Below are 15977 nucleotides of genomic sequence, written 5' to 3' on the forward strand. Positions count from 1 at the left end.
TTGGTGAGCACGACGGAGTCCGGCGGGATCGGCGGGCGGGGCCGCGCGGACGGGGACGGCGCGGGTCGGGGGCCAGCTCGAACACGTGGCGGTCCAGCAGCCGCTCCGGCTCGTGCCGCGCGGCAGTCCCTCCGCCAGGGCCAGCGACTCGCGGGTGACGGCGAACAGGAACGTGCCCTCGCCGATCGGCCCGCAGCCGAGCAGCTCCTCCCACGACCGCAGGCTGTTGCTCCCGGCCACCAGGGCGACGTCCACGTCACCGAAGTCCAGGTAGCGCCCGGCCAGGTCGAAGGCGTCGGCCAGTGAGGCGGCGCCGCCGTCCACGGCGATGTTGAGCCCGCGCAGGTCGAAGTAGCCGCACAGGCGGGCGGCGATGACGTTCGGCATCTCGCCGGGGAAGGAGTCCTCGTCCGGCGGGCCGATGAGCCCCGTCACGCGCTCGCGCAGCCTCGCCGCCCGCTCGCCCGCCCGCTCGCCCGCCAGGTGGTCGAGCTCGTCCAGGTGGGCGCGCACGGCGTGCAGGACCGCGTTGCGGGTGGGCCCGGTGTGGCCCACGACCACGCCGGTCGCCTGGCTGTGACGGGCGCAGAATTCGTGAACGCGCGGCTCCAGCCGCTGCATGCACTCGATGATCATGAGCTGGGTGCGGTCGGTCGCCCGGATCGTGGACGCCGGCAGCCGCAGGCGGGTGAACGGCGGGTGCGGATAGCGGTCACCGAACGAGTCCGGCCGGAGGTGCCGTCCGCGCGCCCACGCGCCGACCTGCTCGTTGTCCTCGGCCCCCGGCACGTGCGCCGACCAGCCGACGATCACCATGGGCTCGCCGTTCCTGGCCCCGTAGCCCGCCCGGGCGGGCCGGCCGGGCCGGAACTCCTGCACCAGCAGGTGCGCGTTGGTACCCCCGAAGCCGAACCCCGACACGGCGGCCGTGCGCGGCCCGTCCGGCCGGGACGGCCACGGCACCGGCCGTGTGGGGATGGCCAGATTGCACGCCTCCAGGCCGAAGGCGTCCGGCGCGGCCGAGAAGCGGTGCTGGGGCGGGATCGTCTCATGCCGCAGTCCCAGCAGCGTGTGGATGACCGACACCACGCCCGCCGCCCAGCCGGTGTGCCCGATCAGCGACTTGTTCGAGGTCACCTGTATCTGGCGGGTCCCGGTGTAGGCGGCGCGCAGGCCGAGGAACTCGGCTTCGTCGCCCGCCGGGGTGCCCGTGGCGTGCGCGATCACCCAGTCGACGTCGCCGGCGCCGACGCCCGATTTGTCGAAGGCGCGGGCGATCGCCAGTTCCTGGCCCGCGCTGGACGGCGCGTAGACCGCCTTGCCCTTGCCGTCCGCCGACAGTCCGACGCCCGCGATGAGGCCGTGCACGGTGTCGCCGTCCGCCAGTGCCCGCGACATCCGCTTCAGCACCACGACGCCGGCGCCGTCGGAGAACAGCACGCCGTCGGCGTCCCGGTCCAGGGCGCGGACCTCACCGCCGCGGGACAGGCCGTGCAGCTTGGAGAACAGCACCGAGCCGCCGGGGGCCAGCGCGAACGCGCCGCCGCACACCGCGATCTCCGCCCGGTCCGCCAGGAGGTCGCGCAGCCCCGAATCGATGGCGTACAGGGAGGACGAGCACGCGGTGTCCACCATGAGCAGCCGCGTGCCCGCCGGGAGCAGGCCGTCGATCGCTCCCGCGCCCACCCGGTGCGGGAACGGCTCCGACCGGGAGGCGTCGCCGTGCGGCAGCACGCCGGGGCCGCCGAGCTCCCGGTCCACCAGTGCCTCCTGGAGGTGCTGGCTGCCGTCGGGGGTGTAGCCGAAGCAGGCGGTGAAACGGTCGGAGTCCCGCCTGGCCACGCCCTCCAGCGCCTGGTGGACGCTGTGCCGCAGCCACAGCGTGGTGTGGTCGAGCCCGGCGTCCGGGCGTTCGGCGGCCAGGGCGGGGTGCGGGGTGAAATCGGTGATGAAGCCGGAGCGGCGCTGGTAGGTCTTGTCGGGGGCGCCGGGGTCGTCGTCGTGGAAGCTCTCCAGCGGCCAGCGGTCCGGCGGGACGTCCACGAACAGGTCGGCGCCGTCGGTGAGCAGCCGCCAGAACGCCTCAGGGTCGCCGGCGCCCGGCACGGCCAGCCCCATGCCGACCACCGCGATCGGATCCACCCCCTGGACCTGCTCCGCGCGCGACCCGATCCCGGTCTCCGCGCGCGACCCGATCCCGGTCCCCATGCGCGGCTCGGACCCGGTCTCCGCGCGCGGTTCGGACCCGGGCCGCGACCGCGCGGGCCCCGGGCGCGGGGTCCGGTGACAGTGCCGCGCGGTGCAGCGACATGCCGCCGTCCGCGACCACCGTCTGCCCCGTGACCCAGGCCGCGCTCGGCGAGGCCAGCAGCAGCACCAGGTCCGCCAGGTCGGCCGGGGTCGCCAGCCGGCCCATCGGGGTCGCGGCCACGGCGTTGGCGCTCATCGAGTCGAACCCGGGGAACATCCGCCCGACCGGGTTGTCCAGCAGCCCGGCGGAGGCGGTGTTCACGCGGATCCCGTCCGGGGCGAACTCGGCGGCCAGGTAGCGGGTCAGCGCCTCCAGCGCCGCCTTGGACAGCCCCACCGGCAGGTAGTTCGCCGGCGCGTACGCCGCCCCCACCGAGGAGACGTTGACGACGCAGCCCGCGTCCGAGCGCGCCAGCAGCGGCCGAGCCGCGCGGGCACACCACAGCGCACCTTTGACGTTGGTTTCATATGCTTGGTCCAGATGCTCCTCGGTGAGCTCGTCCCAGCCGATGAAGGTGCCCGCGGCGGCGTTGTTGACCAGCAGGTCCAGCCGTCCGTACACCGACGTCACCTCGTCGAACATCCGGCGCACCTGGTCCTGCTTGGCCACCGACGCCCTGATCACCCGGACGCCGCCGCCCAGCTCGGCCGCCAGGGCCTTGGCCGCGTCGTAGGAGTGGAAGCAGTTCAGCACCACCGTGGCGCCGGCCCCGGCGAGCGAGCGTACGAGGTGCGCGCCCACGCTGCCCGCGCCGCCCGTGACGAGGGCCACCCGGCCCTCGAACGCCGTCATGCCGCGTCCGCCTTGGCCAGGGAGTCGACCACGAAGTCCACCACCTGGCCGAAGGTCCGGTAGTCGGACACCCGCAGGTCCTCGGGGCGCGGGCCCAGCTCGAACAGCAGGCCGAGCCGGCTCATGAGCTGTACGCGCTTGACCGAGTCGACGCCGAGGTCGGCCTCCAGTTCGGCGTGGTCCTCGAAGACCTCCTCCGGGTACTCCAGGGCGGTCGCGTAGAGATCGCGCACGCGGGCGGCGATCGCCTCCCTCGGCTGCGCGGCGGCGCTTCCAGCGGAGACGGCGGCGGGGCCTTCGGCGACGACCGCCTGGACGGCGACCCCGTCAACGGGAACCACCCGAGCGGCCGCGCCCTCAGCGGGAATCACCCGAGGAGCAGGGTTCCCCGCGGTCACCGGCCGGGAGGCGGCTGGGGCCAGGAAGCGTCCGGTCTCCCGCAGCGTGTCCACGTCCGGCAGCAGCGGCGTGTGCACGGACACGGCCCGGTGCGCCGACCGTACCCGCGACGTCAGCGCCCGTCCCGCGCCCACCTCCACCCAGACGCCCGCACCGGAGCGGTGCAGCCGCTCCACCGCGGCGCCGAAGCGCACCGGCGTGACGAGATGGGAGGCGAGCAGCTCGCCCAGATCGTCCGAGTCGCGGTAGTAACGGCCCAGGATGGGCGAGAAGACGGGCACGCCCAGCCCGCGCCGCCCGTACCCGGCGAGCCTGCGGCCCAGCTCCTGCCCGGCGGCGGCGAGCAGCGGGTTGTGGAACGGATGGGGCGCGCTCAGCGCGGTGGCGGGCAGGCCCACCGCTTCGGCGATCGCGGAGACGCGCCGCAGCGCGTCGGCCGGCCCCGACACCACCGTCTGCTCCGGCCCGTTGTCCGCCGCGATCACGGCCCCGGAGGTGGGCAGCAGGTCCAGGATCCGCTGGGCCCGCTCCGCCGCACAGCCCAGTGCCAGCAGCCCGCCGCCGCTGCTGTCGTGCTCGCGCAGCGCGGTGATGCGGTGGCAGAGGATCTCCGCGCCCTCGGCGACGTCCAGCGCGCCGCCGGCGACCAGCGCCGAGATCTCACCGAGGCTGTGCCCGACGAGCACGCTGAACCGTGCTCCCTGCTCGGCGAGCGCGCGGTACGCCGCGGTGGACGCGGCGAACACGGCCAGTTGCAGGACGTCCGGCGCCTCACCGAGCAGCCGTTCCGGAGAATCGCCGGACAAAGCGCGGTCCAGCCCTTCGCCCAGCATTCCCCTGGCCACGTCGTCAATGATTTCGACCGCTTCGGCCGCATCGTTGCCATGAGTTTTGAGCCGCTTCAGGGCGTTCGGCGCATAGGAGCCCTGACCTGGAAAAAGGCCGACCACGATCTCGATGGATTCCAGCATTGTCTTTCCCTTCCCGAGCACGGCGGACAGGCAGATGAATCACCCTTTTCGATCCCCATGGAAAAGCGCGTGCGGGGGATTGACGCATCCGACGATAATCGCGGCCGTGATGCGCGAGGTACCCCTAAGGGCCTTATCTCTGGGTGATCCGCCGGCTGCCCGTCCCCGGCGCGACGGGCCTCGCAAGGCGTCTCCCCCTCCGGCCGCGGACCCGCCCCCTCGGATCGGGTTGCATGGGGTCACACAAAACGATAATCATTATCGTCGTACGTGATCAGAGGAGACGGCATGGCGCCTCTGTCGGTGATCGGGAGCCGGGCGGGGATGGACCGGCATCGACGGGCACGGCGGCGTGCCGCGGTGACCGGCGTCGTCCTGGAGGTGCGCAACCTCAGCCAGCAGGGGCTGTTCCTCATCGGAGGCTCCGCCGCCGACCGCCTCGGCGCCCGAGGCGTGATCATCGCGGGCTGCGCGCTGCGCACCGCCGGGTTCGCCTTGTTCGCGTTCGGCGCCACGGTCCCGCTGCTGCTGGCGGCCGCCGTGCTCAGCGGACTGGCCGGCGCCCTGTTCAACCCGGCCGTCCGCGCCTACGTCGCCGTGGCGGCCTGGCCGACCGGCGCTTCCTCGCCTTCGCCCTGCTGCCGGGCGTCGTCCCGGTACTGGTGGCGGCGCTGGCGCCGGCCTTCGGCGTGATGATGGCGCAGCCGTTCGTGTACGAGCGGATCGGCCGCTTCGGCGGCGAGTCGCTGACCGACACCTACTTCGGCGTGTTTTACCTGGTGTCGGGGGTGGTCGCCGCCGCGGGCACCGCGCTGGCCGGCTGGGCGGGTGCGGCCGGGGCCGCCGTGTGCGCGGCGATCGGGCTGGTCTGCACGGCGGCCGTGCTGGTCCAGGAGCGGCGTACGGCGATGCCGGCGCGAACCCCCTGACCGATGATCCCGCCCCGTACGAGACGCGGTCCCCCGGCCCGGAGCACAGGGCCGCTCCCCCAGGAGCCCGGCTCCATCCCACCGCCCGACCCGCGAAGGACCCCACCATGCGCGACCATCTCAGCCGCCGCGGCTTCCTCGGCCTGACCGCCGGAGCCGCCCTGCTCGCCGGATGCGGCACCGGCACCGCCACCACCTCCTCCGGCGGCTCCGGCGGCTCCGGCGGGAGGCTGCGCGCCGTGTTCGCCGGCGGCGGCGCCACCGAGGTGCTGGACCCGCATCTGGCCAACCTGTTCAACGAGGCCGCCCGCGCCAAGGCCCGCTATGACAAGCTCGCCGACCTCGGCCCGGACGTCTCCCCGCAGCCCCGCCTGGCCGAGAGGTGGGAGCCGAACGCCGACTTCACCGTCTGGCGGATCACCCTGCGGCAGGCGCGCTTCCACGGCGGGCGGCCGGTGCGCGCCCAGGACGTGCTGGCCAGCTACGCCCGCATCACCGACCCGGGCAAGACCTTCCGCGCCAAGTCCGGCCTCGCGCTCATCGACCTGCCCGGCAGCCGGGCCGTCGACGACCGCACGGTCGAGTTCCGGCTCAAGCGGCCGTTCGCGGAGTTCCCCAACGTGCTGGCCGCGTTCGGCGCCTACATCGTCCCCGAGGGGACCGCGGACTTCAGCGAGCCGGTCGGCTCGGGCCCGTTCTCCCCTGCCGTATGGCATCCGCCCGGCCCTTCCGGGTCCCCGTACGGCCCGCGCACCGCCGCCGAGTCCTCATCCGGGGACTGGGGACGGGTGGCCTGCCGGATCGCGGAGCCGCTCGACGGCGATCCGCTCGTCGCAGAGCCGGTCGAGCAGCGCCGGTTCGTGGCTGATGACGATCAGGCCGAGGCCGCGTTCGCGGACGATCCCGCTGAGCGCGTGCCAGATCTGCGCCTGCGTGATCGCGTCGAACATGGCGGTCATCTCGTCGGCGACGAGGTACCTGGTGGCGGGGTGGAGCGCGCGGGCGATGCAGAAGCGCTGCAGTTCGCCTCCGGACAGCTCGGCCGGCCGGCGGTCGAGCCACTCGCTCCTGATGCCGAGCAGATCAAGCGTCTCCCGGGGAACCGCGTGGGACTCCCGCAGCACCGAGCGCATCCGCCACTTGGGGTTGACCGCCCGTTCGGGATGCTGGTGGATCAGCTGCACCGGCCGGACTCCGCGGGCGGGCAGCGGCACGCCGTCGATGGTGATCTCACCGGACCGGGCCCTGAGGTCTCCCGCCAGGAGCGCGCCGAGCGTCGACTTGCCGCTGCCGCTCGGCCCGGTGACGCCTACCACGGTGCCGGCCTCCACCCGGAAGGAGGCGTCGCGGTACAGCGTCCGCCCACCCGGATGGCCATAACCGAGGCCGCTGACTACCAACGCCATTCCACACCTCCGGCGGAGAATCGGTTCTGCGGCAGCGCGCGCCACAGCTCGCGCGCGAAGGGATGGCCGAGCCCGTCGCCCTCCCCGGTGAAGGCGGAGGCGGACTCGACGGTGATCAGGCGCCCGCCGTTCATCACCGCCACCCGCCCGGCCACGGACACCGCCGAGACGATGTCGTGGGTGATGAGCAGCACGGCGACCCCGTCGGCGGCGAGCTCACGCAGATGCCGGAGCACCTCCGCGACGGCCTCGGCGTGCAGGCCCGGGGTCGGCTCGTCGGCGATGATCAGCCGGACGGTGTCCCGGACGCCGGTGGCGAACAGCACTCGCCTGAGCATCCCCCCGGACAGCTCGAACGGATACAGCCTCGCCGCCTCGCTCGCCAGGCCGTAGCGGGTGAACAGCCGGCGCTGCTCCTGATGCGCCGTCCTCGGATCGAGACCGATCCGCACCTGCCTGCCGACGGGCATCAGCGGGTCGAGGTTCGTCACCGACTGCGGGATGTAGGAGATCTCCCGGCCGAGCGCGCGCCGCCGCCTGGCGGCGGTGAGCCGCTCGCCCCGGTACCGGATCTCGCCGGTGACGTGCGCGTTGTGCGGCAGGATGCCGAGGATCGCCTGGGCGAGCAGGCTCTTTCCGGAGCCGCTCGCGCCGATGACCGCCAGGATCTCCCCTTCGCGGACCTCGAGGTCCAGGCCGGTGAGGCCGGTGACCGTCCGGGTGCGCAGCCCGCTCGCGTACTGGGTGAAGCGGACGTCGAGACCGGAGACCGTCAGGATCGGTGTGCTCATCGGGTCCCTCATCCGTTCGACGTGGCGGGGTCGAGCACCGTGCGCACCCGGTCGCCGAGCCGAGCGAAGCCGAGCACGACCAGCAGGAGCGCGAGACCGGGGAACGCCGCCAGCCACCACATCCCGCTGGAGATGTGCGGCATTCCCTCCGACAGCAGGATGCCGATCGCGGGTGTCTGCGGGGAGAATCCGAACCCGAGGAAGGTGAGCGCGGCCTCGTGCAGGATCACGTGCGGGAACATGAGGACGAATCCGACCAGGAGCTGGGGCAGGACGAGCGGCAGGACGTGCCTGCGCGCGATGAAGAGCGGTGACCTGCCGAGCCCGCGGGAGACGAGGATGAACTCCGCGCCGCGGATCTGCTGCACATCGGCTCTGACCAGCAGCGCGAGCGACATCCAGTGGGTGAGCGCGATGCCCAGGACGATGCCCGGGATGCCGCCTCCGACGGTGAAGGCGAGCAGGATCATGAAGATCAGGTGCGGGATCCCGATGGCCAGGTCGATGAGCCAGGAGATGAAGCCGTCGACCCGCCTGCCGAGGAGCGCGGCGCAGATGCCGAGCACCGCTGAGATCACCGTGCTGATCGCCGCCGTGAGCACGCCGATGCCCAGGGAGAGCGCGAGTCCCTTCACCACTCTCGTGAGGAGGTCACGGCCGAGATGATCGGTCCCGAGCGGGTGTTCCCAGCTCGGCGGCAGCGACCGCAGCGCGGAGTCCGGCCGCAGCGCGGCGTCGTCCAGCAGCAGGTGGCCCGCGATGACGCAGGCGGTGATGAGCACCACGACGCAGAGGGAGACGGCGGCGTCCCGGCGTCCGCGCGGGCGGTGGGCGGTCGGCGTGCTCATGCTCTCCTCCGGATCCGCGGGTCGATCGCGGCGTTGACGACGTCCGCGATCAGGTTCCCGGTGAAGACGAACACCGCGCTGACCAGCACGATGCCTAGAAGCAGCGGGACGTCGCCGCCGAGTGCGGCCTCGGTCAGGGTGGAGCCGAGCCCCGGATAGGAGAAGACCGTCTCGGCGAGCACCGAGCCTCCGAACAGTTCCGCGAAGTAGGCGAACTGGAGGGTGACCGCCGGGACCACGGAGTTCCGGAACCCGTGGTTGCGGAAGATCTGCGCGCCGGTCTCGCCCCTGGCGCGGGCGAAGGCCACGTAGTCGCTGTTCAGGACGTCCGTCATCTTCTCGCGGGTGTGCATGGCGATGTTCGCGACGCCGACCGCGGACAGGGTGACCGCCGGCAGCACGAAGTGGTGGAGCCGCTGGGCGAAGGTGACGTCCGCCGCCGGGACGCCCTGCGGTCCCGCGAGCCCCACGGGGAACCAGCCGAGCCGTACGGAGAACACGACGAGGAAGACGATGCCGAGCCAGAAGGTGGGCGTCGCCGACAGGGTGTAGCTGTACCAGGTGACGATCCGGTCGGCGAGCCGTCCGCGGCGCATCGCCGCGACGGCCCCGAGCAGGTATCCGAGCACCCCGGACAGCGTCCAGGCGACCGCCATCAGCGCGAGCGAGGCGCCGAAGCGGGCTCCCATGACCTCGGTCACGGGAGCCTTGTACAGCGTCGAGGTGCCGAAGTCTCCCTGGAGCAGGGTGCCGGCCCAGGCGAGGTACTGCTCGACCGGCGAGCGGTCCAGGCCCCACTGCTCGCGGAGCTTCACCAGCTGCTCGTCAGTGAGGTCCACGTCGGCACCGACGTACGCCTGGATCGGGTCGATCGGAGAGTTGTAGACCAGGGTGAAGGCGAGCACCGACACCCCGATCAGCAGGGTCGCCAGGCGCAGGACGCGCGGCAGGATCGATCTCGGCATGACGGGCGCCGCCCCGGCCGTCCGGCGGGCGTTCACTTCTCCCAGCGCCACTGGGCGAGGGTGTTGAACAGCGCCCACTCGTGCCCGTGGCCGTGGAGCGGCTGGTCACCGAGGTGCAGTCCGTCACGGACGAGGTAGAGGTGGTCGAGCCGGACGAGCCAGACGATCGGCGCGTCGCCGTCCTCGCCGGCGAAGCCGCTCGTGCCGTCCCACTGCGCCCGCTTCCAGTGCTCGTTCGCCTCCTCCTGGGTGGCCGCGGACAGCGCACGGTCGAGGTGGCCGTCGACCGCAGGGTCGGCGTACTGCGGCATGTTGTTGTAGCCGGTGTCGATGGTCTTCGACGAGTACATCGAGTACAGCTGGTGCGCGTGGTGGCGCCCGCCGCCCCAGGTGACGGCGTTCGCCTTGCCGTCGAGGTAGATGCCGTCCCAGGTGCTGCCCTTGGTGGTGATCTCGATGCCGAGCGTGCGCGCCTGGTCCGCCACCACCAGCGCGAGGTCGCTGCGGAGCTTGTCGTCCGACGGGTACATCAGGGTGAATCCGGCCTTCTTCCCGGCCTTCTCCACGATTCCGTCGCCGTCGGAGTCGCGCCAGCCGGCCTCAGCGAGGATGCGCTCGGCGTCCTCGGTCCGGCCGTCCTCGAACGCCGCTTCCCCGTTGAACCACGGCAGCCCGTCGACGAGGGTGTAGGCCGGGCGGCCGTGGCCCTGCAGCACGATCTCGGTGATCTCCTCGCGGTCGAGACCGATGTTCAGCGCCTTGCGGATGGCCGGGTCCGCGGTGACGTCGTTGCCGACCGCGACGTCCTTGCCCTGGATCTCGCCCTTGTTGCCGGCCGGCAGCGTCGGCAGGGACAGGCCGCGGGAATCGATGCTCTCGAAGCTCCGCAGCGTCATGCCGGGGACGCGCTGGTCGGCGAAGGTCGGAGGGACGTAGGCGATGTCGGCGGTCCCGGCCCTGGCGGCGGCGAGGGCCGCGTCCTCGCCGAGGAAGAGGAAGGTGAGCTTGGTGAACTCCGGCCGCCGGCCGTACCAGTAGGGGTTCGCCTTGAGGATGAGCTGCTGCCCCTGCTGGTAGTCGGCGACGGTGTACGGGCCGGACCGATCGGGTTCTTCGAGTAGTCCGGGCCGTAGTGGGCGGCGGGCAGGATCGGGATCTCCGAGAGCTGGCTGACGAAGGTCGAGCGCGGTTCCTTCAGGTGGAACTCGACACGGGACGCGTCGGTGGCGGTGATCCGGTCGACGAACGTCAGGTCGAATCGCGTGCCGTCCTGCTTCAGCGTCTCGTAGGTGAAGACGACGTCTCGAGCGGTGACCGGCTCGCCGTTCGACCAGCGGGCCTTGTCGCGGAGCGTGAAACTCCAGGTCCTCGCGTCGTCGCTCACGGAGTACTCCGAGGCCAGGTCGCCGACGAAGTCGACGTCGGCGTCGATGGTGAGCAGCGAGCTGTGGATCGGCCGGATCTGCGCCGGCCTGGATCCCCAGCCCTTCAGCGGGTCGAACTCGCCGCCGGCGACGTCGCCGACGGCGATGACGAGCTCGGTGCCGCGGCGCTGCGGTTCGCTCGGGGACGACGAGCTCTCGTCTCCCCGGCCCCACCGTGTCAGGACACCGACGGCGACTCCCGCGACGACGATGAGCGCCAACGCCGCGGCGATCCACGCGCGCTCGGGCCTGCGGGACGGAACTTCCTCATCTTGAGACAAGGGGGTGACCTCGGTTTCCAACGGTCGTCATGGAGGGGGCGTCGCCGGCGAGCAGGCGACAGCGGATCACTGTACTGATAATCATTATCATTCCTCAAATCGAGGCCGATGCGCCCGTCCCGCCCCGATCGGCGATGGAACAAGATCAATTGCCGGGAATGTTCACTCGGAAGGGGAACCTCAACACCACACACCCTCCCGTCTGCACGCTGACCCCGATCGAAGAATGTGAGGATGACCATGGCAGATCATGAGCAGGGGCGCGCCGCCGCATCGGCGGCAGCCGAGCAGCTGGTCGCACACGCCGGCGAGGACTTCGACCTGGTGGTCGAAGAAGCCGGGCTGCTGGCCGGCCGGTACGGCCCCGCCGCGGCGTGGGCCATGCTGACCAGCAGATACACCACCGAGCTGGAATGCACCACACCGAGCCAGCAGCGTGCCGTGGAGATGCTGGTCGCGGCCGCGCTCCGGGCCGCCGCGCACGCCTGACCCCTCCGCGTCCCGGGTGCGGACGCCAGGACCGCGATGGGCCGCTAGCCCCGTATTCCGCGTATGACTCCGATCAACCTCGGGTGATCACCTACGGTTTCGGATCAGTCATAACCGCTGACCTGCAACGACGCGGCACATGCGGAAAACGGGGCTAGCTGGTGGCGCGCCAGGTGAGGGAGAGGCCGGTCGCGGCGCGTTCGGTGCGGATCTCCATCATGCTGCCCAGGATGGTGGCATGGTCGGACACGACGGCGACGGCGTCGGGCGTGTAGGTGATCCGGGTGCTGACGAGCACGGCACCGCCCTCGGGCTCGTGAAGGTGGCGGGCGGCGGCGAGGTCGAGCAGGCCGGGCCGGACCACCTCTGAGGCCCGGGCCACCGCCACCCCCGCTTCGGCGAGCGCCTCGTAGAGGGAGACGGCGGTGAAGTCGCGGTCGCGGATCTGGTCGGCCACCGGCCTGCGGATCCAGGACACCTGGTGAACGGCGGGACGGCCCGCGAACTCGCGGACCCGTTCCAGTCGCAGGGCGGTGTCGCCGGGACGCAGCCGCAGCTGCGCGGCGATCCGGGCGGGGACCCGGCGCATCGCCCGCCCGGCCACCACGGTGCGCACGTCGTGGCCCTGTTCCCGCAGGTCGTCGGCGAGGCTGCGGAGCGAGCCGAGCTGGTACGCCAGGTGGGGCGGGGCCACGAAGGTGCCCTTGCCGGGCCGTTGCACGATCAGCCTCTCGTCGCTGAGCTCTCGCAGCGCCTGGCGCAGCGTCATGAGGGTCACCCCGTAGGAGGCGCTCAGCTCCCGTTGCGGGGGCAGCGCCTCCCCGGGGGCGTAGTACCCCGACCGGATCTTCGCGGCGAGGTCGGCGGCGATGGCGCGGTATCTCGCCGCGTGCCCGGCGTCGGGGGTCATCGTGGTGCGTCACTCCTGGTCGAGGGCCCATCGCAGAGTCGAGAGGAAAGCCCGCAGGTCGTCCGGTCCCGCCCCGTCGAGCACCCGCCGCATGACCGCGGCGCCGACCACCACGCCGTCGGCGTGCCGGCCGGCCTCCCGCGCCTGGTCGGGCGTGGAAATGCCAAATCCTAGCAAGACCGGCCGGTCGGTGACGCGCCTGATCCGTTCGGTGAGCTCCGCCGCCGAGGCGGCGAGGGAGGCCCGCTCGCCGGTGGTGCCCATCAGCGACACCGCGTAGACGAATCCGCGGCTGCGGCGCGAGATCTCCGCCAGCCGCGGCTGCGGCGTCGCCGGTGAGGCCAGCAGGACCAGCTCGACTCCGGCGGCGGCGGCCACGTCCGTCAGCTCGTCCGCCTCGTGCACCGGCAGGTCGGGCACGATCAGGCCGCCGACACCGGCCCGGCGCAGCGCGGCGCAGAAAGCCTCTGGCCCGTCGTGCAGCACCAGGTTGTAGTAGGTGCTGGCGACCAGCGGCACGTCCAGGTCCCGGACCCCGGCCAGGTCGGCGAGGATCCGGCGGGTGCTCGCCCCCCGGGCCAGTGCCGCCTCGCTCGCCCGCTGGATGGTGACGCCGTCCAGCGTGGGGTCGGAGAACGGCAGGCCGACCTCGATCGCGTCCGCGCCGGCTTCGGCGAACGCCTTCAGGTATCGCGTCCAGCCGGGAGCGATGCCCCCGGTGATGTACGGCATGAGCAGGCCGCGCCCGGTGTCGCGGCGGGCACGCAGGCGGTGTTCGACCGCGCCCGGGACCAGGATGTCCGTCATACCAGCTCCTTCAGGGTGGAGATGTCCTTGTCGCCTCGGCCGGACAGCGTCATCAGGACCGTCGACCCGGCGGGCAGTCCGCCGTCGCCCGCCGCGCGGATCACCCAGGCGAGCGCGTGCGCCGATTCGAGCGCCGGGACGATGCCCTCGCTGCGCGCCAGCCGTACCGCCGCGCCGACCGCCTCGGTGTCGGTCACCGTGACGTACCGGGCCCGGCCCAGGTCGCGCAGGTGGGCGTGCTCCGGGCCCACCCCCGGGTAGTCGAGCCCGGCGGCGATGGAGTGCGCCTCGACGATCTGCCCCTCGTCGTCCTGCAGGAACAGCGAGCGGCAGCCGTGCAGGACGCCGGGCCGGCCGCGGGCCGCCCCGGCGACCGCCCTCGGCCTCGACGCCGACGAAGCGCGCCGAGGTGTCGGCGAAGCCGGCGAACGTGCCGGCCGCGTTGGAGCCGCCGCCGACGCAGGCGACCACGTGGTCCGGCACGCCGGTCCGCAGTTCGGCGGCGCACTGCCCGCGGGCCTCCTCGCCGATGACCCGCTGGAACTCCCTGACCATCCACGGGTACGGATCCGGCCCGATGACCGAGCCGACGCAGTAGTGGGCGTCGGCGGTCGCGCCCACCCAGTGCCGCATGGCCTCGCTGGTCGCGTCCTTGAGCGTGCGGCTGCCCGTGGTGACCGGGATCACCTCGGCGCCCAGCATGCGCATCCGGAAGACGTTCAACGCCTGCCGCTCGAGGTCGCGCTCGCCCATGAAGACCGTGGCCTCGAGCCCGAGCAGCGCGGCGGCGGTCGCGGTGGCCACCCCGTGCTGGCCGGCCCCCGTCTCGGCGATCAGCCTGCGCCGTCCCATCCGGGTGGCGAGCAGGGCCTGGCCCAGCACATTGTTGATCTTGTGTGACCCGGTGTGGGTGAGGTCCTCGCGCTTGAGGTACAGCCGCACGCCCAGTTCCCGCGAGAGCCGCCGGGCCGGGGTGAGCGGGGTCGGCCGTCCGGCGTGCAGGGCGAGCAGTTCCGCCAGGGCGCCGCGGAAGCCCGGATCCGCCCGCGCCTCCCGGAACGCCTCGTCCACCTCGCGGCACGCCTCCACCAGGGACTCCGGCGCGTACCGCCCGCCGTATCCGCCGAACCAGCCCCGCGTCCGGGGTTCACCCATCGTCCCCGTCACCGGGCCGGCCTCACGCCATGGCGGCACGTCTCGCATCACACGCACACTCCATCCTATAACTCAGCTAAGAGTTCTATAACAGTGAGTGTGACATGCCAGCCGGGAGAGGCGCCACCCCCGGCGGGCATGCGTGCGGCCCAGGTTCACCTGGTCATGCGGGACGGCCGCGGGTCTGTGCCGCCGCCGCGATGCGGACGATCTCCTGCAGCCGGGCCTCAGTCCCGCCGAGGGCCGCCGTAGCCGCCGGGAAGGCGAGGGACAGGTCCACCATGACATCGAGGACCACCTCGTCCAGGAGCGCGCCGAGAGTGGACGGCCCCACCTTGGATCGCGCGCCGGCGAGCCTCGGGCCGTTGACCATCGCGCAGGCGATTCCGCTCAGCTCCTCGAAGGTCAGGAAGGTCTGCGGATCCCAGGGACGGCTCTGGTCGAAACGCTGCTCGTCGAACTCCTCGATCTTCCGCTTGAGAACCGGCCGGCGGGCGGGCGCCAGCGGGGCGTCCGGCCGGAGCACGAGCCCTTCGGCCAGGTTGCCCGCCAGAGCGGGCAGGCCGAGCGACCGCGGCACCCGGGTGGGGAACCGGACCGGCAGGGCGTCGAGGTCCGTCCGGCCGCCCCGGGCGAGGAGCGGCACGGTGTCGAGGCCGGCGTCGGCGGCGATCTGAGCGACATCGGAATACGGGAGGAAGACGCCGGGGTCGTCCGGGTCCTCGTGACGCAGCACGTCGAAGAGGGCGAAGCGGATCTCCGGGCTGTACCAGACCCCCGTCTGGACCGGGGCGGCGCCCGGCGCCGGCGGGACCTCGGGATGCGGATAGCCGCCGCCGTACAGCTCGCCGTAGACGCGCACGGCCGTGCCGCCCCGGGCCAAGGCGGCCCGGGCCGCCTTCTCGAAGGCGGCGCGCAGGAGCTGCCAGCCGAAGAACGGTTCGTCGCCGCGGAGCCACGCCTTGCGCTTGCCGACGGACACGTCCCGGCCGTCGCAGGCGATCACCATCTGGGCGCCGTGGATCTTCTCGGTCGCCACCCACTGCCCGCCGCCGGCCGCCGTACCGGAACGCTCGGCCGCCGGAATCTTGGGATAGGCGAGGTGGCGCATCGGAGCAGTATCGCCGGTCGGACCTGTCAGGGCATCGCAATATCCGGGGCGCGGCCGGTCGCCGTTTGTGGGTTCTCACGTGATCTGTCGTACCGCTACCTGCCTGACCTGCGGTTCGCCACCTCGATCCCGTGGATCACCGCGTGCCGTTTCTCATTTGAAGTGGCGGATTTCCGGGAAGGGCAACCGCAGGGCGGGGTTCGCGCGATGCCGATGCCAGAGCTCAACGCGCATCTCGGCGTGACTTTTACGATGACGCCTGACCCAGTGACGGAGCGGGTCGTCTCCGATGTAGGGGTTGAGCACCTTCTGAGCGAAGGTGTCCGGCTGGCCAGCCGGCGGCCAACGTAGCGGTAGAACACGCCGAGTTGCGCATTGCAATCGACCATGGCGCCTGCGTTCCGCAGCTCCGGGCCGATCCATGCCACGTTCGGCCCTGAAACCGCAG

The 15977-nt window shown here is 72.3% G+C and carries 13 protein-coding genes and 3 pseudogenes; 4 read left to right on the forward strand and 12 right to left on the reverse strand.

The window, feature by feature from the left end:
* The 3 genes from ACWJ6R_RS14175 to ACWJ6R_RS14185 all read right to left on the reverse strand — a co-directional run.
* Window positions 1-2142, reverse strand: a 2142-nt coding sequence (locus ACWJ6R_RS14175) for a beta-ketoacyl synthase N-terminal-like domain-containing protein (RefSeq protein WP_449062665.1), incomplete at its 3' end; no start/stop codon positions are given.
* A complete protein-coding gene (locus ACWJ6R_RS14180) occupies window positions 2084-3043 on the reverse strand; it encodes an SDR family oxidoreductase (RefSeq protein ID WP_449062666.1) in 960 nt (319 codons plus the stop codon). The genes ACWJ6R_RS14175 and ACWJ6R_RS14180, both read right to left, overlap by 59 nt.
* Window positions 3040-4413, reverse strand: coding sequence for an acyltransferase domain-containing protein (locus ACWJ6R_RS14185; protein WP_449062667.1), 1374 nt, complete (start codon window positions 4411-4413; stop codon window positions 3040-3042). The genes ACWJ6R_RS14180 and ACWJ6R_RS14185 overlap by 4 nt, the downstream gene beginning before the upstream one ends.
* Window positions 4414-4701: 288 nt before the next feature.
* On the opposite strand from ACWJ6R_RS14185, the gene ACWJ6R_RS14190 reads away from it, so the two are divergent.
* From ACWJ6R_RS14190 to ACWJ6R_RS14200, 3 genes and pseudogenes are all read left to right on the forward strand, one after another.
* Window positions 4702-5106, forward strand: coding sequence for an MFS transporter (locus ACWJ6R_RS14190; protein WP_449062668.1), 405 nt, complete (start codon window positions 4702-4704; stop codon window positions 5104-5106).
* A complete protein-coding gene (locus tag ACWJ6R_RS14195; RefSeq protein ID WP_449062669.1) occupies window positions 5076-5342 on the forward strand; it encodes a hypothetical protein in 267 nt (88 codons plus the stop codon). The genes ACWJ6R_RS14190 and ACWJ6R_RS14195 overlap by 31 nt, the downstream gene beginning before the upstream one ends.
* Before the next feature lie 107 nt (window positions 5343-5449).
* Window positions 5450-6049 (forward strand): annotated as a pseudogene (locus ACWJ6R_RS14200) (ABC transporter substrate-binding protein); the annotation flags it as partial.
* 60 nt (window positions 6050-6109) lie between these two features.
* Here the strand turns inward: ACWJ6R_RS14200 and ACWJ6R_RS14205 are convergent.
* The 5 genes and pseudogenes from ACWJ6R_RS14205 to ACWJ6R_RS14225 form a co-directional block, all read right to left on the reverse strand.
* A complete protein-coding gene (locus ACWJ6R_RS14205) occupies window positions 6110-6748 on the reverse strand; it encodes an ABC transporter ATP-binding protein (RefSeq protein ID WP_449062670.1) in 639 nt (212 codons plus the stop codon).
* Window positions 6736-7539, reverse strand: coding sequence for an ATP-binding cassette domain-containing protein (locus tag ACWJ6R_RS14210; protein ID WP_449062671.1), 804 nt, complete (start codon window positions 7537-7539; stop codon window positions 6736-6738). The genes ACWJ6R_RS14205 and ACWJ6R_RS14210 overlap by 13 nt, the downstream gene beginning before the upstream one ends.
* A gap of 8 nt (window positions 7540-7547) precedes the next feature.
* Complete coding sequence (locus ACWJ6R_RS14215; RefSeq protein ID WP_449062672.1) at window positions 7548-8387, reverse strand: ABC transporter permease; 840 nt, start codon at window positions 8385-8387, stop codon at window positions 7548-7550.
* On the reverse strand, window positions 8384-9403 hold the full coding sequence (locus ACWJ6R_RS14220; RefSeq protein WP_449062673.1) for an ABC transporter permease: 1020 nt from the start codon (window positions 9401-9403) through the stop codon (window positions 8384-8386). The genes ACWJ6R_RS14215 and ACWJ6R_RS14220 overlap by 4 nt, the downstream gene beginning before the upstream one ends.
* Window positions 9385-10736 (reverse strand): annotated as a pseudogene (locus ACWJ6R_RS14225) (ABC transporter substrate-binding protein). Before ACWJ6R_RS14225 ends, ACWJ6R_RS14220 begins: the two are co-directional and overlap by 19 nt.
* A gap of 561 nt (window positions 10737-11297) precedes the next feature.
* Here ACWJ6R_RS14225 and ACWJ6R_RS14230 point away from each other — a divergent pair.
* The gene (locus ACWJ6R_RS14230) at window positions 11298-11546 is read left to right on the forward strand and encodes a hypothetical protein (protein WP_449062674.1); all 249 of its coding nucleotides are present in this window, start codon (window positions 11298-11300) and stop codon (window positions 11544-11546) included.
* A 154-nt stretch (window positions 11547-11700) separates the two neighbouring features.
* Here the strand turns inward: ACWJ6R_RS14230 and ACWJ6R_RS14235 are convergent, their stop codons facing one another.
* The 4 genes and pseudogenes from ACWJ6R_RS14235 to ACWJ6R_RS14250 all read right to left on the reverse strand — a co-directional run bounded on the left by ACWJ6R_RS14235 (window position 11701) and on the right by ACWJ6R_RS14250 (window position 15529).
* Complete coding sequence (locus tag ACWJ6R_RS14235) at window positions 11701-12456, reverse strand: GntR family transcriptional regulator (RefSeq protein WP_449062675.1); 756 nt, start codon at window positions 12454-12456, stop codon at window positions 11701-11703.
* 9 nt (window positions 12457-12465) lie between these two features.
* Entirely contained in the window at window positions 12466-13263 is a 798-nt protein-coding gene (trpA, locus tag ACWJ6R_RS14240) for a tryptophan synthase subunit alpha (RefSeq protein WP_449062676.1), read from the reverse strand.
* Window positions 13260-14466: pseudogene (gene trpB, locus ACWJ6R_RS14245) on the reverse strand (tryptophan synthase subunit beta). The gene trpA and the pseudogene trpB overlap by 4 nt, the downstream one beginning before the upstream one ends.
* 115 nt (window positions 14467-14581) lie before the next feature.
* Complete coding sequence (locus ACWJ6R_RS14250; RefSeq protein ID WP_449062677.1) at window positions 14582-15529, reverse strand: RNA ligase family protein; 948 nt, start codon at window positions 15527-15529, stop codon at window positions 14582-14584.
* Window positions 15530-15977: the final 448 nt, after the last annotated feature.

The organism is Planomonospora algeriensis (assembly GCF_977012225.1).

Excerpts from the sequence above, each read along its gene's own strand:
- ACWJ6R_RS14180 (WP_449062666.1), bottom strand. The coding sequence starts at position 3,043 with ATGACGGCGTTCGAGGGCCGGGTGGCCCTCGTCACGGGCGGCGCGGGC.
- ACWJ6R_RS14185 (WP_449062667.1), bottom strand. The coding sequence starts at position 4,413 with ATGCTGGAATCCATCGAGATCGTGGTCGGCCTTTTTCCAGGTCAGGGC.
- ACWJ6R_RS14190 (WP_449062668.1), top strand. The coding sequence starts at position 4,702 with ATGGCGCCTCTGTCGGTGATCGGGAGCCGGGCGGGGATGGACCGGCAT.
- ACWJ6R_RS14205 (WP_449062670.1), bottom strand. The coding sequence starts at position 6,748 with ATGGCGTTGGTAGTCAGCGGCCTCGGTTATGGCCATCCGGGTGGGCGG.
- ACWJ6R_RS14210 (WP_449062671.1), bottom strand. The coding sequence starts at position 7,539 with ATGAGCACACCGATCCTGACGGTCTCCGGTCTCGACGTCCGCTTCACC.
- ACWJ6R_RS14215 (WP_449062672.1), bottom strand. The coding sequence starts at position 8,387 with ATGAGCACGCCGACCGCCCACCGCCCGCGCGGACGCCGGGACGCCGCC.
- ACWJ6R_RS14230 (WP_449062674.1), top strand. The coding sequence starts at position 11,298 with ATGGCAGATCATGAGCAGGGGCGCGCCGCCGCATCGGCGGCAGCCGAG.
- ACWJ6R_RS14235 (WP_449062675.1), bottom strand. The coding sequence starts at position 12,456 with ATGACCCCCGACGCCGGGCACGCGGCGAGATACCGCGCCATCGCCGCC.
- trpA (WP_449062676.1), bottom strand. The coding sequence starts at position 13,263 with ATGACGGACATCCTGGTCCCGGGCGCGGTCGAACACCGCCTGCGTGCC.
- ACWJ6R_RS14250 (WP_449062677.1), bottom strand. The coding sequence starts at position 15,529 with ATGCGCCACCTCGCCTATCCCAAGATTCCGGCGGCCGAGCGTTCCGGT.